The following is a 25,105-nucleotide window of genomic DNA, read 5'->3' as shown; positions in this document are numbered from 1 at the left end:
GAGTTGATTACTGCTTGGTTATTTGGATTTAGCTGGTGTGGCGTAAAAGTCTCGACCCCATCTTGATCGAACCGAGTCTCTTTTATTAGGCTGCTGCCACTGCACAAGGTCATCGAATAGAACGTTGTAATTGAGCTTGAGATTTTGCCCACTGGCGGTAAAAAGCTGGGTGAAGGTTAAAATCTGTCGAAATAGCTGAGGCATACTGGTAGCGAAAAAGAGCTCTCGTACTCTTCGCCCCATCGCGGAGTCCATAATATTGTCTGGGTCATTGTCGACATCAAATAGTTGACGCATGGCCCTACCCAGAGAGTGCCCGTATTGGTTGGTGTGCATTGATTCGCTCTGCGACTGTTGGTGAAAACCGTAAAGAACGAGTGCGGTGTGCTCCGCCCATTCTTGTCGTTTTATGCGTTCTGGAACAAGCCCATTGGAACTGTAGGAAACTTCTGTGAGAAAAGGCCACATATCAGGAACTGTCCAGGGCTCTCGGTAGGCACCCTTGCGGAGAGCCGCCAGGTGTTCACCCGGTGGAACCAAGCCCATGCCCTCCTTGAGGTGAGCATGTTGTTTCCAGTATCTGTTCCACATTTTTTGTGGCTGGTCGCCATCGTGGACGGAACTATCGGTTTGTTCAGACATGGTCGGCTCCTTCTGCTGCGGTTATTGAATATGTGTCAGTGCTTTGAAGTTCTTGGGGGCGAGGGAATTCTTTGTGGATGGCACTTCTAAAGAAAACATCGGCCATTGGGATGTTGGGGGTTAGCTTAGACTTTCCGTTGTGATCCGTCTTGTCTGTGTGCCAGGCGGTTGGCGATTGCAGAGCTTTTGCGATTAGTTTTTTACCGGCGTCAAGAGCCAACTTGCGAGCACCAACGGCCCAAATCTCTTGTATCTCATTGATGTTTTCTGGACGATTTGTGAGAATGGAAAGAATCCGCATGACTTGAACGCTTATGGATTGAATAAACTGTTCCCCCGCCCAAGACCCTTTGTCCCACTCCTGCCTGGTCTTTGAAGCCTCAAGGATTCTTTTTTGTAAATGGTTGAGGTGGTTCCGTACATTTTCGGACTGCTGAACAATCTTTTCGAGAAATTCTCGTATTGCACTTTCTTCAGCAAGAGCTGTTACCGGAAGTGGAATTTCATCAACAATTAGGTTTTCAATTACTGCGTTTTGAGTGCCGTATTCAACGCCAAGGAGCAGAACCTTGAGCGGATAAGTTGACTCGATGACTCCTGTCTGGCGAAATCTGGCAATCTGGCGGAGAGTCGAGGTAGTCATGAGCTCAGTTTCTTTTCGTTCAGAAACAGCGAGAAGGGAGGCAAGCCCCTGCCAGCTCTCACGATCAGAACGGTGCCGGAGGGGGAAATGTGTTACTTGAGTATTACTTTTGCTGCTATTTTTCCGCCACATTGCGTGTGGTTCATAGTTGGGGTTAATAAAAGGTAGGCGGTCGCCAGCGCCGAGGAGCACTCGTTCGACAATGAGTGCTCCGCCTTCGGTGATTTCTGGAAACAATCGGATACGACGTGAAGGATAGCTGAGGTAGTCACGTATGCCAACGGCAGGGCGCTCGCTCCACGTTGCCGTTGATGAACTGGAGGAACGCCAACTGGGCGCATCGTCTGAGTCGGGCAAGTCACCAGCGCTTACCACGAGAGAAAGCATTATCGTTTCGAAGAGGTTTCTGCCTAAAGGGATGACTAAACCGATTGAAGCGGTGGGGGGAATTCTGTTTCCTGTTGTTTTGCCAGCTTTTACGAGGGGGTCGTTCTTCATGCCGGTGGCGATCCCAGCGACTGCCCATGACTGAGTGATGAGCAATGAGAAAAACGCCTCGCTGGGTGTGAGCTTTGCGCTGAGACCGTCGTGAATCGGCACAAATAAGGGAACATTATTTCCGCTGGGAAGTGAAGGAAGCAAAACCTGAGACGGTTTAGTTTTTTCGCTGGTCGATTCTAAGTCGGCAACCTGACCAAAGGGCTTTTCTTTATCAAACAAAAAGAATAAATCAGCACACTCTGTGAAATACTCACGAATCCCAACCTTGTCAAAATGCCCAATATTCCACTGGTCTTTCCATTCGTCGTCAGTGTTGAAACTACCCAAAATATCAATCACAAGCGGGAGGAGAATTTGTCGCAACAGAGCGATTTCTTCCATTTCGGGTTTGGCGATTCGTTCGATCAGGTGTGCATCGCTCAGCAACTGCTTCAAGCTAATGTTGTTTATCTGGTCACAGTTCGTGTAGTGGACGGGTATGAGCGGGGAAGTTATTAAAGAGAAGCTCTCTGCTCCCGCGAGACCATTTGTATTCATAGTCTTCTCCTTCTCATTCGAAGAGTTTGAGTGGTTTGCCCTAAAGATTTAGCGAAAAGGTTTCTATCAATATTCATTAGCTTAGTGAGGAAATTTTTTAAAGCAACTATTTATTGGAACTTAAAAATTTATTTAATGTTCTCGCGATGGAGCGGGCTAGACTGGAGTTGCTCTGTTTCATAGAGATCTTCCGTATTTATTGGAACTTTGAGAACGGAAGTTATAGTCAGCCCCGCACTTTGCGGGGATTGCTGCGACTCGGAGTGATGTCTTGTAAACCTCGCTCCGGGTCGTACCTCAACTTTTTGGTGCCAATGGAGAAGGACAAGTCTTGCGGGTCGAGCTCAATAACACGCAGATTTTTGAGGCGTGGAGCAACGCTAAATTCGAGGCGTGGGCTAATTGCATAAGCAGCTTGGGTGTTCTTGCAGCCTGAGCATTCACACGAATCCCGGTTGAGTTTTGCGCCTAACGATGACTTATAGCATGGCCATGAGGGCAGGCGGATTCCCGCGGCAATGATCTCGTCGATGAGATCAGGGTTATCAGCAAGTTCGTCAACTACGGTGCCGTCTTTAACCACTGGAGTGTTATTGAGGGTGAGGAGGTCATTCTCTTTGCGTACTAAAAGGTGCACCTCAACCGCCATCTCTCCCTCACGAACCAGAGAATCCACCACGCTTTCTGACGCAAAGTTCTCATAGTTACTGTGTAGGCCTATGAGGGTTTCTTTGGAGGGCACATGGATGAGATTATTTTCTGCGAGTGCCGCGGAGAGTTGATCAATTTTTTGTCGTGTCTCTCTAAGGCTGCTGCATTCCTTTTTCCACGGCGTTGGTAGCCTTTGAGAGGACAACCAAGAATCAGCGGATGAATCTTTCAACCCGCTATAGGCATCTGCGACAAGGGCGGGAATGTCACGTGGGATAACTAAGTCATTGTGCTGAGAGGCTTCTCGCAGTTGAAGTAGTGTGCGCATCATAACTGGTGCAGAATAGATTTTGTCAACACCGTAGGGAAAAGCGGGAACTCCAGGCTCTGAATCGGAAAGACTGCTCTCGATTGCGGAATGGTTTGTGCTATTTTTTGTGGAATAACCTGTGACGTATACGGTGGGAGTTCGCAGTTTTTGGGGTCGATACGGGTCTCGTTTTCTGTGACGGTGCATTCGACCGACTCGTTGGAGTATTAAGTCGATGGGGGCAAGGTCGGTGATTAAAACATCAACATCGATATCAAAACTTTGTTCAGCAACCTGGGTCGCAACTAAAATATATCGAGCGGTTGAAGCAGGATTGTTTTTCCCGAGGGTTTTGAGAGCCTGTTCGCTTTTTTCTGCTCGATGCCCCGCGGTGAAGCGAGAGTGCAAAAGAAAACACTCTTTGTCGTTAAATAAACCCCGTAGGCTGTCGTAGACGCCCTGGGCCCGTGCCACCGTGTTGCAAATAACCAGGGCGCGGCCTCCATCGCTCAGAACTTCTTGCAGTAAAGCACCAACATTGGGTGGTGAGCTAGGGGATTGGTCAGGGCGTAGGACAACGCGGAGTTGCTGTGTTGGGTGACTGTGATGAGAGAGTGTAGAAGAGTGATCGTGGGCATCTAATTCAATCGAAGAAATGAGCGGATACCCTTCAGCGGAGTCTTCAATAGTAGACGCTTTTAGCTCGGCGTGCTTTTTCTGGCTCAGAAATGAATTGGATCGAGGTTTTCTTCTTCCGCTCGTGTAGGCGTTCATAAAGTTAGAGCGTAAGTGGGGTGGCAGGGTGGCGGATAATAAGATAACCGGAATGCCGGCATCTCCCAACCACGCAAGAATTCGACATAAAATTGTCTGCATGAAAATCGAGTAGGCGTGAACTTCGTCGAGGATTACCACTTTATTAGCGAGTCCCGCATGGATGAGCGAAACTCGTCTCATGCGGACTGCGCCCCGAAGCATCTGGTCAATTGTGCCGACAGTGATTGGTGCAAAAAGACCGCGTTCTGGTCCGAGGAACCACTGCTGCACCTCTTCTATTAGCGGCGTTGCGTTCTTTTTGTGTTCTTCATGGGTGGAGGTTTGGCTAGGGTTATAATCATCGTCATGGTGTTCGCCGCTCATTAACTGCTGAATTTTCAGTTTTTGAGAGAGAGCGACCCACTCCGGGTTTGACTCGCGTTTGCCGTGAAGCAACGCTACCGCCACCGACGTGCTCTGAGTTCCCAGCCATGACAGAATTCTAGAAAACATGGGGTCGCTTGTTGCTTGGGTGGGCATGCCAACATAGATGCCGTTGAGATCAAAACGTGCGGCAAAGATTTCGGCGCAGGCAAGTGCGACTTCTGTTTTACCCTCTCCCATTGGGGCCTCAATGACGAGCAAGCCGGGTTGTTTCATTGATTGACAATGTTCGAGGGCCGCAGTCTGAAATGGGCGTGGAGCAAAACCAAAGCGCTCGGTGAAATTGCTAACCGGATCACTGCTGTTTTGTTGAGGTTGCCAGCGTTTGCGGAATTGAAAAAGCTCCCATGCTTGAGCCGCTTTATTCTGGCTATTGCTAAAAGAAACATTTTTTAAAGAGTGTGATCCCGGGAAGTGGTTGCTTGAAGCGATCCAGTCAGCCATCACAATAAAACCTGAGAGCGCTAATTGAAACGCGGGTCGTGGAGAGGGGATAGCCGGGCAGATTTCTCCTAGCGAAGACGCGCCTAGAGCTCGCACGAATTCGGAGACGAGTTGGTTTCTAGCGGTAATCCAGTTGGGGTCTGTTCCCAGTGCTTCACGAATACTTTCAGCCTGAGGGTAATGGGTAAATGTGCCGTGATGTCCGAGGAATTGCGTTGACACCCAGTCCGCTGATTTCTTGGACCAGCCCGCTAACGTGGCTAATTCGTAAAAGACGCTTGCTCCAAGTTCAGTATGGCGAACAAAAGCGTTTTGTGGCTTGGTCTGGAGGGTAAAGTTCCAGTTAAGCCCTGTTTGCTGCACTGCTGAAATTAGGTGAGGGTGATTGTATCGGCCTTGGAAATCCGGTGCTGCTTTGCCTAGATCGTGAGCACCACACAGGAATGCAAAAAACCTTCGGCCTTTTCCGCCACTAATTTTTTCACATTCTTGTTTGAAACTCTCAGATAAAAATTCATCCCAGATCTTTTCGCCGACAGCAGCTGTATCGAAAAAATGCTCTATTAATAAAGTACGATAACCATATTTTGTGCTTGACTTTGCCCAAAGTGCACCAAGATAACCATCAGGATCCTGAATCACAGCTAACTCTTTTCTTTGAGAAATCGCTTTGAAGTTAGCCTAATGGGAGCTACTGACGCTGAACCTAAACACGCTCTCATCCACTGCCGGGAGACGGAGCAACCCTCGCTAGTCGGGCAGACAAGCAAATCAGGGTCGGGCACATGATGCCTTACGGGTGATTCCCGATGCGCGGGGTAGACCCTTACAATTACTGGCCTAGACAGGGAACAAGGCGCTGCTGCCGAGCGATTGCAAGGTAAATGACCACGACCTGTTGAAGTCGCGTGGTAACCCGAAGTATGCGCCCGATTTCTACGAACTCGTCGCGTTACAGCACGGTAAACTCTCGGACAGGGCGACGCGAACCCGTCAGCAACTATCGCTGTAGTCAACGATGTCGCTCTCAGTACCGCGCCGCAGGGTTGGGTTGCTCAGGCTCGCAGTCGTGGACTGCTCCCGCCTGGCAGCCGCGGACGTGCAGGGCAGAATCTAGTCGTTTCTCTGCGTGTTGTGTCGTGCGAGGAGTAGCGCTCGTTCTGCCTTGTTCATAGTCATGGTATGAGCGGTTTCTGCTGCTTTTTGAGCTTCAATGCGCCTCCCAAGCCGCTCCAAGAACTCTGCGTGAACAGCGTGCCAGAGGTGGTAGTTTTTCAAATGCGGTTCAAGTTTTTCGGTCTCGGCAAGTGCCATCGCCGGAGTTGTCACTTCTGCAAGTGCAACTGCACGGTTCAGTAGAACGATTGGTGATTTGTCATACGCCAACAGCATGTCGTACAGAGCGAGAATTTGCGCCCAATCGGTCAACTCATTCTGAGCCGCATCCGAATGACACGCGGCAATTGCAGCGTGGATCTGCCACCTGCCGGGGTTGCGCAGGTGTGCTGCTTGTAGGAGAGAGTCATGGGCAGCGGCGATGAGTCGCGAATCCCAATGCGTGCGATCTTGCTGCATCATTGGAACCAACTCGCCATTGACAGATCGAGCTGATTCCCTGGCTCGATGAAAAAGTAGTAATGCATAGAGTCCATGCGCTTCGGCTTCAGAAGGCAGAGTAGCGGCAACCACCTCAGCGAGCCAGAGCGCATCGTCAGCCAAATTGCGGTCGACATCGGCAGTTGCACCGGGGCGCAGATGAGCAGAATCGTACATCACACTAATTACGGTAAGCACAATATCCAGATGTGCTGATCGGTCTTCAGGTTCCGGGATACGCAATGGAACCCCTGCGGCGCCGATCTTGCGCTTGGCTCGCGTGATTCTCTGTCCTACCGTCGATGAGGGCTCAAGTGTTGCCTTGGCAATCTGGTCTGTTGTGAGACCCAGCACCGCCCTCAGCGATAGCGCAAGTTGCGCTTCGTGGGACAAACTGGGATGGCAGCAGCCAAACAACAGCGACACCCTCTCATCCATTTCAGATGAGGCGGATTGGATACTGTCGCTGGACTCTACCTTGGACAGGGCGTCTCGATATCTTTGGGTGCGCCGCACGGCATCAATCGCATTGTGCCGAGCCGCAGTCATCAACCAGGCTCCTGGCCGTGGCGGTACCCCGTGGACACGCCAATGGCCAAGAGCCTCCTCAATCGCACTTGCAGCGGCATCTTCCGCAACATCAAGACTTCCAAAACTGCGGCTGAGCGAGGACACGATTTTCGCAGTCTCCTGGCGAACAGTGCGAGACAAAATGGCGTCAGATGCGCTTGTACCCGACGCCATCTTTCGGTCATTCACTGTGCAAACAACTCTTCTTCGTCATACATTGGCCGTATTTCGACAGAGTTACCCGGAAGCTCTAGCGACGGCCAGGTTTTCGCCAGTGCTATTGCTGAATCGAGATCGGGCACGTCAATCAACGTGAAGCCACCGATTACCTCTTTTGTTTCGGCGAACGGTCCATCAACGATTACAGGTGTACCCCTGTTTGCCCGGATTGTTGTCGCGGTATCGGGACCATGCAGCGCTGCTCCACCTTCAATGATCGAATCACTATTGACTTCATGCCACTCAAAGATGCGCTGCATGTCTGCCTCTACGCGTTCTTGCGGCACAGCCGCATCAAGCTCAGGGTTGGAGGTGAACATCAAAACGTACTTCATGGTGTTCCTTTCATGATGTTAAGTGAACGGTTGAAATTTTACCGCTCACAAGTTCAGCGAACGAGTTACACCAATTTCGACACCATTTTTAAAATCGGCCGCAGACCTCTGCATAATTCTCATATCCTCAACGCAAGATTCCTCTGCACTATTCCAGCCCGTCTCTTGACGTCTGAATGTACTCATGCTGTTGTGGGTAGTATCAAGCACATGAGGCAGGAGTTGAGCACCATGCATTGAGCTGTGGTCTTGTTCCAGGGCGCCGGGGCTGATGTGCTGCGCTCTATGTCGATGCTGACCGCTCCCGCGCTGCACCGTGAAGCCTCCGAAGCGCTAGACCAGGTGGAGCAGGATGTGTTGGCGGAGATTCAGCGGTGACCTGCTTAGCACTCGGTCGCCCGTGGGGGAGCCCGTGGTCGGTAAGAGGTCGGATTATCCCCGCTACGCGGGGCAGACAACCCTCTACTAGAGTCAGGCGAGGTTCAGCGGGGATCATCCCCGCTACGCGGGGCAGACGAGGGGTGTCCATGTCCACCCCTCAGCCAGCCCGGATCATCCCCGCTACGCGGGGCAGACAAAAGCTGAGCGTGCAGCAGCATGCCCCGCGCCGGATCATCCCCGCTACGCGGGGCAGACCGGAGGATAGAAAAGTTACCCTTGAAACTGACGGGATCATCCCCGCTACGCGGGGCAGACTCAGTTTCTAGCTCAGCAACACGCGCTGACCACGGATCATCCCCGCTACGCGGGGCAGACTGCCTGAATGCGTATCATGTCTTCGTCTCCTAGGGATCATCCCCGCTACGCGGGGCAGACACTTTACTATCAGGTATTTTACACTGACGAACACTCAAATAGCATCACTTTGAACAGCGGCGTGGTCATAAGAGTTTTCATGTCTTGAATTCCTTGCAGTGACTTCTACTCCCCGTAATCGTAATTAAATTTCAAGATAGGCATATTGCAAAAACGAACCCTCCCGATCCTCTCTTTAGAGGTTACTTCTTAAAATAAGCTCTCACCAAGGCATAACCTAGCTAGCCCCTTACGCCCAACATAGGGATTAAGCTGCTGCCGCTACGCCAGCGCAGGATATTGGCCTATCAATGAATAGCGTGAGCAGCACTTGCTTTTGGTGGCTTTGTCAGGTCATTCACTGGGTTTGGTTAGCGGTCACTAACCAAACCCAAATGCAGAACCCGCTACGCCCTAATCCACAAACCCGTCAGCCGCCTCAAGGGCCTTATCGATGATCGCAAGCCCTCGCACCAGCTCATCCTCCGTAATGGTGAGAGGCGGCGCTATATGCATCCGATTAAAGTGAGTAAACGGCCAGAGCCCGGCCTCTTTACAGGCCGCCGCAAGGGCAACCATGGGTTTTGCGGCCTCGCCCGAAGCGTTGAAGGGCACGAGCGGCTCACGGGTCTCGCGATTGCGCACGAGTTCAAGCGCCCAGAACATCCCCTTGCCCCGAACCTCTCCCAGTGAGGGATGTGTTTCAAGCCAGCGGGTAATGGTGGGTTCGATAACGCGTTCTCCCAGGTCGCGCACCCGCTCGAGGATGCCGTCTCGTTCAAAAACATCGAACGTTGCTACACCCGCGGCACACGCGAGAGGATGCCCGGAGTAGGTGAGCCCACCGGGAAACGCCACGTTATCAAAATGCTTGGCAAGCCTCTCCGAGATCACCACGCCACCCAGGGGAACGTAACCCGAGTTAACCCCCTTGGCAAAGGTGATGAGGTCGGGGGTGACGTCAAACGCGTTTACCGCAAACCACTCGCCAATCCGGCCAAAACCAACCATGACCTCGTCGGCAATATAGACGATGCCGTACTTATCGCAGAGTGCCCGCACCCCGGGGAGGTACCCCGGCGGAGGAACAAGAACACCGTTGGTTCCCACGACGGTTTCGATGATGATGGCCGCGATGGTGGATGCTCCCTCAAGGATGATCACATTTTCCAGGTGTTCCAGTGCCCGCTGTGCCTCCTGCTCCGAGTTCTCCGCGTAGAAGGCGGAGCGGTAGGCGTAGGGGCCAAAGAAGTGCGCAACCGATTTGTCGCTGGGCTCGTTTGCCCAGCGGCGGGGGTCTCCCGTGAGGGAGATGGAGGTTGCGGTGGAGCCGTGATACGAGCGGAACTGCGACAGGATTTTGCTGCGTCCCGTGGTTTGGCGGGCGATCCGAACGGCGTACTCGTTGGCATCCGTTCCTCCATTGGTGAAGAACACCCGGTTGAGGTCACCGGGGGCCACCCCGGCGATACGGCGGGCGAGCTCTCCCCGAACGTCGTTGGCCACCGCGGGTTGAATGGTTGCGAGGCGACCGGCCTGATCCTGGATAGCCTTGACCAGGTCGGGGTGTTGGTGTCCGAGGTTTAGATTGACGAGTTGTGAGCTGAAATCGAGATAGGCCTTGCCCTCATAATCCCAGAAGGTAGCCCCCTCGCCCGCGGCAATGGGGAGCGGATCGATCTGTGCCTGGGCAGACCAGGAGTGGAAAACGTGGTTGCGGTCGTCGGAGCGCACCCGGCGCTCTTCTGCGGCATCGCCAAACTCGTGGGCTTGGCCGTGCCGGTCGGTATAGGTGGTGCGGGTCACTGTGACTCCTTGAGTGGTGCGGTTGAGAAGCGGTGCGGAACGACTAGTGGTTTCCGGGGAATCCGAGGTCGATGCGTGACTGCTCCGCCCGGGGCCAGCGAGACGTGACCACCTTGCTGCGGGTGTAGAAGTGGATCGACTCGGGGCCGTAGATGTGGGAGTCGCCAAAGAGCGAATCTTTCCACCCGCCAAAGGAGTAGGCGCCGATCGGAACCGGAATTGGCACGTTAATGCCCACCATACCCACCTCAATATCAAACTCGAATTGGCGGGCGGTTCCACCGTCGCGGGTGAAGATGGCCACCCCGTTACCAAACGAGTTGTTGTTGATGAGTTCGACGGCCTCCTCGTAGGTGTTCACGCGAACCACCGCGAGAACCGGGCCAAAGATTTCGTCGCGGTACACCGCCATGTCGGGTGTCACGTTGTCGACCAGGCTGACCCCGATGAAGAATCCGTTTGAATCGAACTTTTTATCGCGGCCGTCAACAACCACGGTTGCTCCCTCGCCGGGGGCGTTCGCCACGTAGGAGGCAACCCGGTCGCGGGCCTCGCGGGTGATCAGGGGTCCCATTTCGGACTCGGGGTGAGTGCCATCACCGATGACCAGATCGCCAATTTTGGTGCGGATATTTTCGACCAGCTCGTCGGCAATGTTGCCCACCGCCACCAATACACTCACAGCCATGCAGCGCTCACCGGCCGATCCGTATGCGGCGGAGATTGCGGCGTCTGCGGCGCCGTTAATGTCGGCATCGGGCATGACCACCATGTGGTTTTTGGCGCCGCCGAGCGCCTGAACCCGCTTGCCATTGGCGCTTGCCCGCTGGTAGATAGAGCGGGCGATGGGGGTTGACCCCACAAAGCTGACGGCCTTCACATCGGGGCTGTCGAGGATAGTGTCAACCGCGACCTTGTCTCCGTGCACAACGTTGAGAACACCGTCGGGGAGGCCCGCCTCGGTGAAGAGCTTGGCGAGGAAGATCGCCGCCGAGGGGTCTTTTTCGCTCGGTTTGAGCACCACCGTGTTGCCGCAGGCGATAGCGCTTGCCACCATCCACAGGGGAACCATCACGGGAAAGTTAAAGGGGGTAACGGCCCCAACCACACCAACGGGCTGCTTCACCTGGTGAATATCGATGCCCGTCGACACCTGCTCGGAGAAGTCCCCCTTGAGCAGATTGATGAGACCGGAGGCAAACTCCACGTTTTCTAGGCCGCGCGCGATCTCTCCGTCGGCGTCGCTGAGGACTTTGCCGTGTTCGCTGGTGACAATTGCAGCCAGTTCCGCGCGACGCTCCACCAGCAGGTGGCGCAGACGGAAAAACACGCCGCTTCGCTTGGTGAGGCTCGTGGCGCGCCAGGCGGGGAAAGCTTTTTTTGCGGCGGCGATGGCTGACTCCACCTCGGACACCGAGGCACAGACAACCTCGTGCTGCTGTTCTCCCGTTGCGGGGTTGTAGACGGGGAGGGTGCGAATAACTTCACCCACCTCGGTTCCGTTAATGTAGTGGCGAATAAGGCTCATCTGTGGGTGCTCCTCGCGAGTTTTTGGTGCTACTAGGACATTTTGTCCGGGCAGTTTTCTTCCCTATTAGCTATGATTACAGAGCGGATTGGAGAACGTCGATGTCAAAACGTCATTCATTTGATCAAATTCAGACAGATCGTATGGAGGGTGTGGGTGAGGCGTCGGATGTCGGGCGTTCTCGCGACCTAGACACCACGCTTGTTCCCCTCCCCACCCTGCGGGAAGTCCTCTCGTTCCCCGTGGTTGCGCGGGGACTCCCCGAGATTCTTGCCGGGGAAAATCACCTGGGCAGGCCGATTCGTTGGGTTCACGTGAGCGATAGTATGAGTGTTGCCTCCCTGCTTGACGGGGGAGAATTGCTTCTCAGCACCGGAGGTCGATGGGACACATCCGGAGACTCGCCCGATCGCTACATCCGCAGCCTGGTGCAAGCCGGAGCGGTCGGCCTGATGCTGGAGACGGTGCGACACCACGAGGAGGCCCCACCCGCGATGGTGCGAGCCTGTCGCGCACACGATTTTCCGCTCGTCCGTTTGCGCCGGGAGGTCAAATTTGTCTCCGTCACCGAACAGGTGCACCGCCGGATTCTCTCCGATCAGACGGAGGCTCTGCGCGCGCGTGCCGAATTGCACACCCTCTTTACCGGCCTCAGTCTGCGCGGAAGCCCGGCCCCCTACATCCTGCAACAATTGGGAGATCTACTGGGCTCGCCCGTTATTCTCGAAGACCTGAGCCATCGTGTCGTGGCGCTGGGAGGCCCCGGTGTTTCCGAAGACACGCTCTTGGAGAACTGGGAACTGCGCTCGCGGAATGCTCACCGTCGGGTTGCGCAGGAGTCTCATAGCCCGAGAACGAATACTTATGCTGTGGAGGCGAATCGTATCCCGGGGGCGAGTAGCCACACTCTGGGAGAGAGCAGCGATGAGTGGCTGATTGTCCCCGTCGAGGCCAGAGGAACCCGCTGGGGGTATCTCATCGCACTGCCGGGAAACGAGCATCCGGCGGGGAGATCCACGGTGCTTGAACAGGGTGCCGTTGCCCTTGCCCTGAGTCGCCTCTCGGATAAGGAGGATGATGAGTGGCTGCGGCGAGGTCAGCAGGACCTCCTCCACTCCCTCATGGGAGGTCGCTACAGCACCGAGGGGGCGGTGCGCGAAAGGTTTGAGGCCGCCGGTATCCCCCTACGCGGGAGGGTGCTGGTGGGGATGGCCATCAGAGCTGAACCAACTCCCCAGAACATCCGCTTTGCCCTACGCGCCGCGGATGCCTCGGGTGCGGTTGCGGTTGCGGGCGGTCATCCCAACGGACACAACCCTCAGTTGATGCTAGCGCTCTCGATTTCTTCGGCCGTCTCGATAGATGAGTTGGGGAGTCTCCTGCTCAAAACCTTTACCGTCGAGACGGGGCTTGCTCGGTTAGAAGCTGCAATTGGTGCCGAGTCTCGCAGGATAACGGGGCTTTTAGTATCTCTCGAGGAGGCGGCGGAACTGCTGCGGAGCAGGAACGACGTGCGAGAAAGGGGCATCACCCTGTATCGATCCGATAACCGTCCGCTCCTCCGGCTCGTGACCGCGCTGGGCTCAGACCCCCGGCTCCACTCTCACGCGGAGCAATTACTCAAGCCGCTTATCGAGTACGATCTGACGCACGGCGGAGACCTTCTCTCCGTTTTAGGCTCGTATGTGCAGCATCCGGGTAATCGAACTCGCGCCGCCGCAAAAAGCCACCTGTCCCGCTCCGTGTTTTATCAGCGCATTGATCTGATTGAAGATCTCTTGGGGATGAGTCTCGACGATGGGGAGGTCGTGAGTGCGCTGCACACCGCCCTTTTGGTACGGGGAAAGTAGTTATTTACGGTGGCAAAGGCTGTTTCTGGCGTGAGGCTTGCTGTCATGCGCCGAGGCTCTCCGGGTAAGGCTTGATGTCGTGAGCCAAGGCCCTTCCGATGTTAAGCCTGCGGTCGCTCGCCGCTGTCTTCCCGGCGTGCGGCAGTCGGGTATATTTGGCGCGCGAACAGGAGCGTGACGCGGGTCATTATGGCCCCCGCAGAATGCTAAGCTGGCCCAATGTCAAATGTGTTGAATTCCCTCCCCGTCAACGAGCGAGTGGGTGTTGCTTTCTCGGGCGGTCTTGATACGTCCGTTGCCGTTGCCTGGATGCGAGAAAACGGGGCGATTCCCTTCACTTACACGGCGGATATTGGCCAGTACGACGAACCCAATATCGAGGAGGTTCCCGGGCGGGCGCTTGCCTTTGGGGCCGAGAAATCACGTCTGGTTGACTGCAAGGTGGCTCTCGTCGAAGAGGGCCTGGCCGCACTCGCTTGTGGTGCATTCCACGTGACCTCCGCCGGTCGTGTTTACTTCAACACCACCCCCATTGGGCGTGCCGTTACGGGCACCCTGCTGGTGCGGGCCATGCGCGAAGACGGTGTGGATATCTGGGGCGATGGGTCCACCTATAAGGGCAACGACATTGAGCGCTTTTACCGTTACGGTCTCCTGGCCAACCCTCGTCTGCGTATTTACAAGCCCTGGCTGGACGTCGAATTTGTTAATCAATTGGGTGGGCGTAGTGAGATGAGCGAATGGCTTACCGCCCACAACCTGCCGTATCGCGATTCCGCCGAAAAGGCCTACTCCACCGATGCCAATATTTGGGGCGCATCGCACGAGGCCAAGCGCCTCGAGCACCTCGACGCCGGCATCGACATTGTCACCCCCATCATGGGTGTGCAGTTTTGGCGCGAAGATGTTGAGATCGCCACCGAAGACGTGTCGCTTCGTTTTGAGGAGGGCCGTCCCGTTGCCATTAACGGGATTGAATACGCCAGTGCTGTTGAGTTGGTCCAGGAGGCAAACGCCATCGGTGGACGTCACGGTTTGGGGATGTCCGACCAGATTGAAAACCGTATTATCGAGGCGAAGAGCCGGGGTATCTACGAGGCTCCCGGTATGGCGCTCCTCTATATCGCCTATGAGCGTCTGCTCAACGCGATCCACAATGAGGATACGCTGGCAAACTACTTCTCTGAGGGCCGCAAGCTCGGCCGCTTGATGTACGAGGGTCGCTGGTTTGACCCGCAGTCTCTTATGCTGCGCGAGTCACTGCAGCGCTGGGTTGGGTCTGCCGTAACGGGCGAGGTCACCCTGCGGCTGCGTCGCGGGGAAGACTACTCAATCCTCAACACGGAGGGTCCCTCGCTGAGTTATCACCCGGATCGCCTCTCGATGGAGCGCGTTGAGCATTCGGCGTTTGGTCCTGACGACCGTATCGGTCAGCTCACCATGCGCAATCTCGACATCCGTGATTCGCGAACACGTCTGGAACAGTACGCGTCGCGTGGAGCGCTTGGCCCCGTGGCCGAGGTTCTGGGAGATCTGGTTGCGGGTAATGCCGAGGCCATCGCATCTCCGGTCGCTACGGACAACAATATCGAGGCTTCGCTCGACAGGGCAGCCTTTGACCTGGGTACCGACTAGGGTGCGTCTTCCGTGTACCACCGGATGGCTCTGTCGTGGTGCATAGCCACTGACGAGCCCGCTCCGCGGGATGCCAACCATGGGGTGTTCGTGTTGACGGAATGAATGGTTGTTTTTCGGTTTTGTTCGTCTTGCTCATGAAGAGAGGCAGCAATGATGGTGTGAATTACCACCATCCTGGCCGCTACTTCCGCAGGAAACGGTCTTGAAATTCTAGGGTTGCAAGTACCGTGGGCGGGAGGGTGGCAAGCAAAGTGATTATTGAAGCTACTGTCATCGTGCTGCCTCTCTTCTTCAGAAGGTCCTTGTAGTTCCAGGACCCTCTGCATTCTAGATCTCTACGAGTGAGGGATTTGAAGCACCCACCTGATTGGGGATACCTATTCGATAAATCTATCTGGGTATAACGTTCTCTCGGTTTCTTCTCCCATCACAGACGATTAGCCCTAAGATGTAAATTATCAATCAGTATAATTTGTAGAGAGAATGTAGATATGACAAGCGTTCTAGAGACAAAACCTGTAATGAGCCAACGTCAGATAGTCTTTGTCATTATTGGTCTCATGCTTGGCATGTTCCTCGGTGCCCTTGATCAAACCGTTGTGAGCACCTCAATGCGTACCATCGCCGATGACCTTGACGGGTTGAGCCTCCAGGCCTGGGTAACAACTGCGTACCTCATCACGAGCACGGTCAGCACCCCCATTTATGGAAAACTTTCGGATATCTATGGGCGCCGAGTGCTCTTTATTATCGCGATCGTGCTCTTTATTTCCGGATCGATTTTGGCATCCCTCTCATCGACCATGTATCAACTAGCGGCATTTCGGGCGTTTCAAGGTCTCGGAGCCGGTGGTCTTATGGCCCTTCCTCTCGCGATCATGGGCGATATTCTCGCGCCACGTCAGCGAGCGAAATACCAGGGTTTTTTCCTCGCGGTTTATGGAATCGCAAGCGTCGTCGGTCCTATTCTCGGTGGTCTTCTTTCGGGCACCCCACATATCTTGGGTATACCCGGATGGCGGTGGGTCTTCCTCATTAACGTTCCTGTGGCTATCATCGCCATCATTGTGGTGATTGCGCTGCTGAGATACCCCTTTATTAAACGCCAATCGGTGATTGATTGGTGGGGCGCCCTGACCATCATTATTGGGGTGGTTCCGCTGCTTGTCGTGGCCGAGCAGGGTCGCACCTGGGGATGGGTCTCGCCTCGAGCCCTCCTGTGTTATTCCGTCTCAATCGTCGGTATCATCGCGTTTATTCTCTGTGAGAAAAAAGCGGGAGAATCAGCCCTGATCCCTCTCAAACTCTTCAGGCACCCGACCTTCCGCATGGCAACGATCATCGGCCTGTTTGTGGGATTTGCAATGTTCGGCGCGCTCCTTATGGTTCCGCTTTATTTGCAATTGGTCAACGGATCAACCCCCACGCAGGCCGGACTCCAAATGCTCCCCCTCGTCCTCGGCATCATGGTTGCGACAATCACCAGTGGTCAGATCATTGCCCGCACGGGAAAGTATCGAATCTTTCCGGTTCTTGGTACTGCTCTCTTGTGTATCGGTTTCGGGCTCTTCCTTACCCTCAGCCAGGACAACCCTCTCCCCACCCTCTACACCGGAATGGTCTTTATCGGGTTAGGTCTGGGGCAACTTATCCAAACCCTCACGATCGCGTCACAAAACTCAGTGGGAGCAACCGACATGGGGGTTGCCACCTCTTCCGCGACGTTTTTCCGGCAGATGGGCGGAACACTGGGAACAGCCGTGGTCTTTTCCGTGCTTTTCAGTCGGATGTCAACAACCCTTCCCAACGCTTTTGCAGAGCCGTCAGTGCAAGCCCAGCTAAAAGAGGCTCTTACCGATCCCAAGGTTGTCACGGATCCCGCAAACGCCGGAATTATCAAGGTTCTTAAGGAGGGAGAGTCCGGAAACGGAAGCTCGCTCAGTGCAAGTCTTGATGGAGACACCTCTTTCTTGAACGGGGCCGACCATCGATTGGTTGAACCCTTCCTCATCGGTTTTAACAATGCGTCAATCAGTGTCTTTACCGTCACCCTCTGCGTGGCCGCACTTGCTTTTGTCCTCACTTGGTTCTTCAAGCCAACCGCACTACGTCAGCAAACACCCCTCGAAGAACAGACCCATGCCCAGGCCGGATCGAACGGGACTACGCACACCCCCGAGGACGGCGAGGGCGCACACGCTTTACCTCAGGGTAGGCATGCAGGAGCGGCGGATGATCAGAAAATCCCCGAGAAACCCCACGATTCAGATCAGGCAAAGCACGGCTGACCTTTCAGCTGCAGACAGGGGAGACTTGCCCTAGCGAATTTTCCGTTCGGCGACGATAGCCAGGTGAGGGCGTGTGTCGGGAGCTGTTCGTGTGTGCGTCTCGAGGGGGGAGAAACCTGTTTCCTCGAGCTTGTGTCTCAGATCCTCAACCGACCAATAGTAGGCTTCTACAATTGCGTGATCGAAGGTGGATGCCTGTGCGCCCTGAAAGGCGCTGACGAGTAATGACCCACCGGGCCGTAGCACCCTTGAAAACTCCCGTAGAGTCGCTGTTGTCTCGTCTGGATGCGAGTGAATAAGTGAGTACCACGCCAGTATCCCACCGAGTTCTCCGTCTGCGGTGGGTAGCTCGCTCACGCTCCCCAGGCAATAGCGAGACCGTGGAAAACGCTCGCGTGCAGATGCAATAAACTCTGGAACGAGGTCTATCCCCGAGATATCCACCCCCTGCGCTCGCAAGAGCTCGGTCCAGTGGCCCGGGCCGGATCTAGTATCAATGGCGCGCCCCGTTACACTTTGCCCCCAGGCAGCGATCAGTGAGATGTCTTCGGGCACCAGATTGTCTATGGAGCCAAGCTTCGCAACATACTTTCGTGATTAGAAACCGTATGCTTCCCTGATGCGCTTGCTCGTCATTTTTCCTCTCGGGGTTGAGCTTTTCATCGTGGCTAATGGCACAGCTCGTTCGCTGACATAAGGTTGTTTTTCGATGCGCTCCATCCTCGCTTTGAATGAGAGACAGGGATGATCGTCTGTTACGCCACCATCCCTGGCCGCTACTTCCGCCAGAGACGGTCTTGCAGCTCTAGGGCTGCAAGACCTGCCGGTGGAAGAGCGGCAAGCAAATGGAAATGATGGTCACCGTGCTGCCTCTCTTTTTCTGAGGACCCTGGTATTTCCAGGGTCCTCTGCACTTTAGGTGTCTTGGAATGAAGGGTTTGAAACAGCTTCAAAAGTAGGGCGACCTGTTCAGTGAACCTGCCTGTGGATAATGTTGTTTCCGCATTATTGACTAGTGTGCCGAGAGATCGGCGTAGGCTGCTGGAACGCTGAGCTGGGGGTGAACCCAGTCGAAGAGCGCATATCCTCTGAAATTAGGCAGGGCAACTTTTTCGACGGTTTCCTCAAGCGAGAGTCCAGCGTCGATCGCTTCCTGAACCTGGTTTTTGGTTTCCTCCATGTAACTAATGGGCCACTGAAGCACCTCTGTGGAGGTGGGCGAGCCATGCCCGGGAATCACCCTGGCCCCTGCCGGTAAGAACTCCTGCACCTTCTTGAGCGTGTCGAGAGCCCCCACAAGATTGCCGTCGAGTAGCCAGGGTAGCGCTGGTTCTACCGATGTAATGGGGTTGCCCGTCCACATAATCTGGGATTCAGGTTCCCAGATAAAAAGATCCCCGCCGGTTTGGGCAAAACCAAAATCTATGATCTCAACCGTTTTGCCGCCGAGATCGAGACTGTAGGTTTCGCCGGTGCTCACCAATTGGTCTGCGGGTGTTGCCGTGACCTCTTCGATACCGCGCCCAGCCCCAAAGTTTTGAATCATAAATTCTTTATCGGCGTCGATGTTGTTGCTGATGTACTCGCTCGCTTTTTCATGCTGGATGATAAGCGTTTCGTTGGGAAGATACATGTTGCCGTAGGAGTGATCCCCGTGTGCGCTTGTGTTTACCGCGTAGGTGATGGGAAGGTCCGTTGCCTCGGCGATAAGAGCTTCCACCTGGTTGTAGAGGCGTTCGTTCAGCATTGTTTCGATGAGGAGAACGCCGTCGGTTCCGATGATAAATCCGCCACTTGTTGCAACCGGAAACCCTTCTTGCTCAAGCTGCGCGGAGTCTTCGGGATAGTAAGCGTAGACACCATCGGCCAGTTGCTGAGAGGTGAGCTGGACGGTATTTCCGTCCCAGGGGACCTGCTGCTCCTCCGTGTTCTGTTCTTCGGCGGCTGTTTCTGTGGGTCGGCTTTGTGTGCTTGCAGCCGGGCTGCAAGCGGCCAGAGTCGCCACGAGAAAAGCAGAGCCAATCGCGATCAGGATCTTCGATTTCATTATTTTCCTATGTTAGTGATAATTGAGTGAAGCTCCTTTGCACGTAGCTTCTTTGCTCAGCTCATCAATAATGTTTTGTTATGTGAGTGAACCTTGCATGTGGTAACTGGGAAATTGCTCCGAGTATTCCAGCTTCTCTGGAAAATTTTGGTTCAGTGATGATAGCTAGGTGATGGTGTGTGTTGGGGGCTAGTCGTGTGTGCGTCTTGAGAGGAAAACCCCGTTTTCTCAAACTTGAGTAGTCAGCCGCCTAACTGAGCTGTGAGTCCTCCTGTGCGTAAAAACCGTATGCTTCCCAGATGTGCTTGCTCGTTATTTCTCCTTTGGGGGTTGAGCCCTTGACCGTGGTTGGTGGGAAGGTTCTTCTCCTACAAAGGTTGTTTTGCTGCGCCTCACCCTAATCGTGAAAGAGAGAGGGATGATGGCATGAGCGTCGCCATCCCTGGCCGTTTCGTCCGTCGGAAACGGTCTAGCAACTCTAGGGCTGCAAGAACTGTCCCTAGAAGAACTGCAACTCCCCACTTGAGGGTGCAGGCCAAACGGGAATTGAGGGATTACGTGCTCGACAAGGGCGCCGGTGAAGGGGAATCTGCATCCCAGCGCGAGGGCAACTTGGGGTGTTAGGTGTACCCGTTTCCGTTACCCGCGACACTAGCGTGGCTGCTTGGTGCGGGTCGGTTTCGTCGCCTGTCGCGGTGCGAGACGCTGTAGCTGGGTGACGTGCTGGGGTCCGATCTCTTCCAGGCTTGTTACGCCGAGGAGCTTCATGGTGCGTACCATTTCGCTGCGCAGGATCTCAATAGTGCGGTCAACTCCCTCGCGTCCGCCAGCCATGAGGCCGTAGAGGTAGGCGCGTCCGATCATGGTGAACTTGGCGCCGAGAGCGACTGCGGCCACGATATCTGCACCCGACATAATGCCCGTATCGAGGTGAACCTCGGTGTCGCCTCCCACCTCACGCACAACCTCGGGAAGCAGGTGAAAGGGGATGGGAGCGCGGTCGAGCTGGCGTCCACCGTGGTTTGAGAGCGTGATACCGTCTATACCCATTGATGCGAGTTTTTTAGCGTCCTCAAGATTTTGAACCCCCTTGACTACGACCTTTCCTGGCCACTCATCGCGAATCCAGGCCAGGTCGTCAAAGTCGACGGTGGGGTCGAACATGCTGTCGAGTAGTTCGGCAACCGTTCCCGACCAGCGATCAAGAGACGCAAATGCGAGCGGCTCGGTGGTGAGAAAATCAAACCACCACCAGGGACGGGGGAGTGCATTGATGACGGTTCCGGGGGTGAGTGCGGGCGGGATGGACATGCCGTTGCGCTTATCGCGGTGACGTGCCCCCGCTACGGGAACGTCAACCGTGACAAGAAGGGTGTCGTAACCTGCGCGGGCCGCGCGATCGACAAGCGCCATCGAGCGGTCACGGTCTTTCCACATGTAGAGCTGAAACCAGTTGCGCCCGGTGGGGTTAGCCGCTTTCACATCCTCAATGGAGGAGGTTCCCATGGTGGAGAGAGCGAACGGGATGCCCGCAGCTCCGGCAGCGGATGCTCCCGCGATCTCGCCCTCGGTGTGCATCATGCGAGTAAAGCCGGTGGGTGCGATCCCAAAGGGAAGGGCAACCTCCCCGCCCAGCACCGTGGCGGATGTGGTGACGTTTTCGACGTTGCGCAGGATGGAGGGGTGAAACTCGACGTCTTCGAACGCTTGTCGGGCGCGAGTGAGTGAGATCTCGCCCTCCGCTGATCCGTCGGTGTAGTCAAACGGGGCCTTGGGTGTGCGGCGCTGAGCGATGTTGCGCAGATCGTTGATGGTGAGAGCTCTGTCGAGACGGCGCTTGCGGCTGTTTAGTTCGGGTACTTTAAACCTCATGAGCGGTGCGAGGTCGCGGGGGTTGGGGAATCGGCGCTGAATCATGGCTTTCCTTCTGGTAGGGGGTGTTCGTGAATTGGCAGGGTGTTCGTGTGTGTGGGCGAGGTATGCGGTCTGATTTTGTCGTAGTAACCACGGATGTGTTCGGATGTTCGGGAATCGGCGAGCGACGCGTGTCCGATTTCGATCGCGTGCAGAATTTCTCGGTGCTGTTCCTGTAGCTGTCGTGAGGTGGCGGTCCAGTCGGTGATGTGTTCCGAGATCTCGATGACGTAGCGTTCGATGGAGTCTCGTAGCCCAGACATGAGGGTCACGAGCACGGTGTTGCCGGTGGCCTCGGCTAGGGAGAGGTGGTACTGTGCATCGAGCAGCAGGAACTCGGTTTCACCGAGGTGAGGGTTGTCCATGGCGGCGAGAAGTTCGTGAGAGTTTGCGAGATTGCGTTCGGGGCGTGTGGCGAGCTCACGAACCGCTGCGGTTTCCAGGATGAGCCTGGTGTTGACCACATCTTTCACCGCAAACCCTTGAGCAGCAACCTGTAGCCGCATGAGCGTGGCCATTCCTCCGGAGGGAAGGGAGACGATGATGGCTCCGGAGGACGGTCCTGATCCGCTCTGAGTTCGAATAAGACCGAGCGCCTCAAGAACGCGGATGGCCTCCCGAACGGATGATCTTCCCACGCCTAACTCGGCGGCCAGTGCTCGTTCTCCGGGAAGCCTGTCACCGGGGTTGAGTTCGCCCCGAGTGAGCTGTGCCTCAATGTGGGTGAGCACTGTTTCCCATGCCCTGGTACTCTCCGGGGGCTGATTCATCAGTATATTCCTATTTTTGAATATGGTGGTTTTATGTGGTCAGACCACACCAGTGTAACTGTTTCGAGAGGGAAGCGATAGTCGTGTGAGGCTAGGTGTTGGGTGTTGGGTGTTGGGTGTTGGGTGTTGGGTGCCGTGTGTCGACTGCTAAGTGCCGAGCGTGGGTGTCACGCGTTGGAGGCGAGTCGTTGAGTACACATTTGACAGGACATATGTTGCGGCGCTATTTTTTCCTGAAGCAGGCGGAATTGAGAGCGGGTGGATTGTCGCAGGCTTGTAAAAACCCAAGTTGTGCCTGTAGCAATCTGGCCGCGACCGCGACATCTCAGCCGCGGCTGCAATAAACCCAATCACGACAACGATCGCAGGAGATCATCATGGCACAGCGTCACGACATCGGAATAGGGCTCATCAGCGTTGGCTGGATGGGTAAGTTGCACACGCGAGGATACACCGCGATTCCCTACCACTACCCCGAGTTCGCGGTGCGTCCGCACCTGGTCATAGCCGCCGATCCGGAGGAAGAACGGATGAACTATGCCCGAGAGGTTCTGGGGTATCGTGAAGCTACCGCCGACTACCACGATGTGCTTAATCATCCTCACGTTGATGTCGTGTCGATTACGGCCCCTAACTTTTTGCATCGCGAAATAGGTCTGGCCGCCGCTGCTGCGGGAAAACCGTTTTGGATTGAAAAGCCGCTGGGTCGTAATCTCGCGGAGACCTCAGATGTTGCTGCCGCGGTGAGGGGCCGGGGGCTTGTCACTTCCGTCGGGTTTAACTACCGTCATGTTCCGCTGGTGAATTACGCCAGGCACCTGGTTCAGAGCGGTCAATTGGGTGAGATTACCCACCTGCGCAGCGTGTTTTTTAACGACTATGCTGCGGAACCCAATGCCGCCCTCTCGTGGCGATTTCGACGGGAGCTGGGCGGTTCCGGGGCGCTTGGAGACCTGATGTCTCACGCCGTAGACCTGGTTCAGTATGTGGTGGGGCCGATTGTTGCGGTTACCGCCCTCGCCACAACCGTTATTCGCCAGCGGCCAGAGCTACCGATGGGGAGCGGCAACCACTTTGCGGTCATCGAGAACGGCACTGTGGGTCGCGTGGAGAATGAGGATTATGCTGCGTCCCTGGTGCGTCTCGGTGGTGATGGGCCGGGTGGTGGCGCTGTGGGAACCATTGAGGCGAGTAGGGTAACGGTGGGTCCGCGCTGTGATGTGGGGTTTGAAATCTACGGCACGGCGGGCGCGCTCCGCTGGTCGTTTGAGCGGATGAATGAGCTGGAGGTCGCCCTGGGGAAGGGGGGAGCACATCACGGGTTCACAACAATCAGGGCTGGGCTGGAACACGGAGACTACGCACACTTTCAACCGGGTCCCGGTATCTCAATGGGTTACGACGACCTTAAAGTTATCGAAGCTAAGCTTTTTATGGAGTCCGTGCTCGCCGGTCAGCAGCTCGCGCCCTCGGTAGAGGAAGCATTGTCGACCGTGCGTGTCCTGCAAGCGGCAGAAGACTCGGCGACCTCGGGGGCGTGGGAGAGCATTAAAGCCACATTTTAGGGAAGGGTTTTTGTGATTTTTAGCGTGAAATAGTGGTTTTTGAGTGCTGCGAAGCAAAACTATTATTTGTCGAGAGGTGTACTAAAAGCAAAAAAGCTGACATTATGTTGTCTTAACAAAGTTTGAGCCGGATGATGATTCTGATCGTACCCCATCGGACATTATCCATCACAGAGTTGTGGAGGAGAGAATCGTGAGCACGAACCAAAGAAGCTCCTGGAAAAAACGAATCACCCTGGTGGCTGTGACGGCGGGAGCGATGCTTGTTCTTGCCGCGTGCGGCGGACCGGCTGGCCAATCGCAGAGCACGGTTGATTCACCACCCACCAAGGTCGCGCTCATCACACACTCGGCTCCCGGAGACACCTTCTGGGACATTGTGCGCAAGGGGGCGGAACAGGCCGCTCAAAAAGATAACATTGAACTGCACTACTCATCCGACCCAGACGGTTCCAAGCAGGCCCAGCTGGTGCAGCAGGCTATCGATCGCAATGTTGACGGGATCGTGGTCACACTGGCCAAGACCGACGCCCTCTCGGACGTTGTACGAGACGCGGTCAGCGCCGGAATTCCTGTTGTCAGCATTAACTCGGGCGAGGAAGACTGGGAACAACTGGGCGTTCTTGCGCACTTTGGACAAAACGAGAGTGTTGCCGGTGAGGCGGTGGGAACCGAGCTGAATGACCGGGGCGCCAAGAAAGCCGTCTGCGTTATTCACGAGCAGGGAAACGTGGGTCTTGAGAGCCGTTGTCAGGGTGTAGGAAACACCTTCTCGGGAGACTTTGAGGTCATCTACGTCACCGGCGTTGATATGCCCAACGTGGCATCAACCATCACCTCCAAGCTTCAAACCAGTCCTGATATCGACTATGTGATCACCCTGGGGGCACCGTTTGCGATGACCGCTATCGATTCAATTTCGGATGCTGGGAGCAGTGCAAAACTTGCGACCTTCGACATGAATTCAGGTGTTGTTGATGCGATACAGGCGGGGAGCATCCAGTTCCTCGTCGACCAGCAGCCCTACCTCCAAGGTTATGCGGCCGTGGATAACCTGTGGCTGTACAACACAAACGGAAATATACTCGGCGGAAACAAAACGGTTTTGACGGGACCACAGATCATCACGAGCGAGACGGCAGACACGGTGTCCGAATTTGTCAAAAATGGAACCCGGTAGACAACCCTCTTGCAACGACGCACCCCAGTGTGTGCAGGAACGAGAGGGACGCCCGCGTTTTCCAAGCGCAGGAATA

At 55.2% G+C, this 25,105-nt stretch carries 17 protein-coding genes and 1 CRISPR repeat array; of the genes, 6 read left to right on the top strand and 11 right to left on the bottom strand.

Annotated features, from left to right (window positions below; all coding sequences use genetic code 11):
• Window positions 1-18 precede the first annotated feature (18 nt).
• The 5 genes from casB to FrondiHNR_RS12235 form a co-directional block, all read right to left on the bottom strand.
• Window positions 19-642 carry a type I-E CRISPR-associated protein Cse2/CasB gene (casB, locus tag FrondiHNR_RS12255; RefSeq protein ID WP_279353056.1) on the bottom strand — a complete coding sequence of 208 codons (624 nt, stop codon included), beginning with the start codon at window positions 640-642 and terminating at the stop codon, window positions 19-21.
• Window positions 635-2,323 (bottom strand): type I-E CRISPR-associated protein Cse1/CasA, encoded by a 1,689-nt coding sequence (casA, locus tag FrondiHNR_RS12250; protein ID WP_279353055.1) that lies wholly within the window; start codon window positions 2,321-2,323, stop codon window positions 635-637. The genes casB and casA overlap by 8 nt, the downstream gene beginning before the upstream one ends.
• 226 nt (window positions 2,324-2,549) lie before the next feature.
• Window positions 2,550-5,570 (bottom strand): CRISPR-associated helicase Cas3', encoded by a 3,021-nt coding sequence (gene cas3, locus FrondiHNR_RS12245; RefSeq protein WP_279353054.1) that lies wholly within the window; start codon window positions 5,568-5,570, stop codon window positions 2,550-2,552.
• A 471-nt stretch (window positions 5,571-6,041) separates the two neighbouring features.
• Entirely contained in the window at window positions 6,042-7,283 is a 1,242-nt protein-coding gene (locus tag FrondiHNR_RS12240) for a DUF6596 domain-containing protein (protein ID WP_279353053.1), read from the bottom strand.
• Entirely contained in the window at window positions 7,280-7,648 is a 369-nt protein-coding gene (locus FrondiHNR_RS12235; RefSeq protein ID WP_279353052.1) for a YciI family protein, read from the bottom strand. The genes FrondiHNR_RS12240 and FrondiHNR_RS12235 overlap by 4 nt, the downstream gene beginning before the upstream one ends.
• A gap of 249 nt (window positions 7,649-7,897) precedes the next feature.
• Between FrondiHNR_RS12235 and FrondiHNR_RS12230 the strand changes: the two genes are divergently transcribed.
• Window positions 7,898-8,026: a hypothetical protein gene (locus FrondiHNR_RS12230; protein WP_279353051.1), complete on the top strand. Its 129-nt coding sequence runs from the start codon at window positions 7,898-7,900 to the stop codon at window positions 8,024-8,026.
• Between the two features lie 51 nt (window positions 8,027-8,077).
• Window positions 8,078-8,464: direct repeats of the CRISPR family, unit length 27 nt; unit sequence GGATCATCCCCGCTACGCGGGGCAGAC.
• Window positions 8,465-8,857: 393 nt separating this feature from the next.
• Here FrondiHNR_RS12230 and FrondiHNR_RS12225 read toward each other — a convergent pair.
• Together FrondiHNR_RS12225 and FrondiHNR_RS12220 are read right to left on the bottom strand one after the other, a co-directional pair.
• Window positions 8,858-10,249 (bottom strand): aspartate aminotransferase family protein, encoded by a 1,392-nt coding sequence (locus FrondiHNR_RS12225; protein WP_279353050.1) that lies wholly within the window; start codon window positions 10,247-10,249, stop codon window positions 8,858-8,860.
• Between the two features lie 43 nt (window positions 10,250-10,292).
• Window positions 10,293-11,777 (bottom strand): CoA-acylating methylmalonate-semialdehyde dehydrogenase, encoded by a 1,485-nt coding sequence (locus FrondiHNR_RS12220; protein ID WP_279353049.1) that lies wholly within the window; start codon window positions 11,775-11,777, stop codon window positions 10,293-10,295.
• A gap of 101 nt (window positions 11,778-11,878) precedes the next feature.
• Between FrondiHNR_RS12220 and FrondiHNR_RS12215 the strand changes: the two genes are divergently transcribed.
• The 3 genes from FrondiHNR_RS12215 (at window position 11,879) to FrondiHNR_RS12205 (ending at window position 17,553) form a co-directional block, all read left to right on the top strand.
• Window positions 11,879-13,627: a PucR family transcriptional regulator gene (locus tag FrondiHNR_RS12215; RefSeq protein ID WP_279353048.1), complete on the top strand. Its 1,749-nt coding sequence runs from the start codon at window positions 11,879-11,881 to the stop codon at window positions 13,625-13,627.
• A gap of 219 nt (window positions 13,628-13,846) precedes the next feature.
• The gene (gene argG / locus FrondiHNR_RS12210; protein WP_279353047.1) at window positions 13,847-15,262 is read left to right on the top strand and encodes an argininosuccinate synthase; all 1,416 of its coding nucleotides are present in this window, start codon (window positions 13,847-13,849) and stop codon (window positions 15,260-15,262) included.
• Window positions 15,263-15,756: 494 nt separating this feature from the next.
• On the top strand, window positions 15,757-17,553 hold the full coding sequence (locus FrondiHNR_RS12205) for an MDR family MFS transporter (protein WP_279353046.1): 1,797 nt from the start codon (window positions 15,757-15,759) through the stop codon (window positions 17,551-17,553).
• A gap of 30 nt (window positions 17,554-17,583) precedes the next feature.
• Here FrondiHNR_RS12205 and FrondiHNR_RS12200 read toward each other — a convergent pair whose 3' ends face one another.
• The 4 genes from FrondiHNR_RS12200 to FrondiHNR_RS12185 form a co-directional block, all read right to left on the bottom strand.
• Window positions 17,584-18,108, bottom strand: coding sequence for a class I SAM-dependent methyltransferase (locus FrondiHNR_RS12200; RefSeq protein WP_279353045.1), 525 nt, complete (start codon window positions 18,106-18,108; stop codon window positions 17,584-17,586).
• Between the two features lie 457 nt (window positions 18,109-18,565).
• Window positions 18,566-19,600, bottom strand: a complete 1,035-nt coding sequence (locus tag FrondiHNR_RS12195; protein WP_279353044.1) for an MBL fold metallo-hydrolase — start codon at window positions 19,598-19,600, stop codon at window positions 18,566-18,568.
• A gap of 651 nt (window positions 19,601-20,251) precedes the next feature.
• The gene (locus FrondiHNR_RS12190) at window positions 20,252-21,517 is read right to left on the bottom strand and encodes an alpha-hydroxy acid oxidase (protein ID WP_279353043.1); all 1,266 of its coding nucleotides are present in this window, start codon (window positions 21,515-21,517) and stop codon (window positions 20,252-20,254) included.
• The gene (locus FrondiHNR_RS12185) at window positions 21,514-22,284 is read right to left on the bottom strand and encodes a GntR family transcriptional regulator (protein WP_279353042.1); all 771 of its coding nucleotides are present in this window, start codon (window positions 22,282-22,284) and stop codon (window positions 21,514-21,516) included. Before FrondiHNR_RS12185 ends, FrondiHNR_RS12190 begins: the two co-directional genes overlap by 4 nt.
• 377 nt (window positions 22,285-22,661) lie before the next feature.
• Here FrondiHNR_RS12185 and FrondiHNR_RS12180 point away from each other — a divergent pair, with 377 nt between their 5' ends.
• Both FrondiHNR_RS12180 and FrondiHNR_RS12175 read left to right on the top strand, forming a co-directional pair.
• Window positions 22,662-23,849, top strand: a complete 1,188-nt coding sequence (locus tag FrondiHNR_RS12180; protein WP_279353041.1) for a Gfo/Idh/MocA family oxidoreductase — start codon at window positions 22,662-22,664, stop codon at window positions 23,847-23,849.
• Window positions 23,850-24,042: 193 nt separating this feature from the next.
• Window positions 24,043-25,029 (top strand): sugar ABC transporter substrate-binding protein, encoded by a 987-nt coding sequence (locus tag FrondiHNR_RS12175; protein ID WP_347567104.1) that lies wholly within the window; start codon window positions 24,043-24,045, stop codon window positions 25,027-25,029.
• Window positions 25,030-25,105: the final 76 nt, after the last annotated feature.

Source organism: Lysinibacter sp. HNR (assembly GCF_029760935.1).
Taxonomy (GTDB): Bacteria; Actinomycetota; Actinomycetes; order Actinomycetales; family Microbacteriaceae; genus HNR.
The sequence above is the reverse complement of the archived record's forward strand: the minus strand, read 5'-3'. Positions and strand labels throughout refer to the sequence as shown.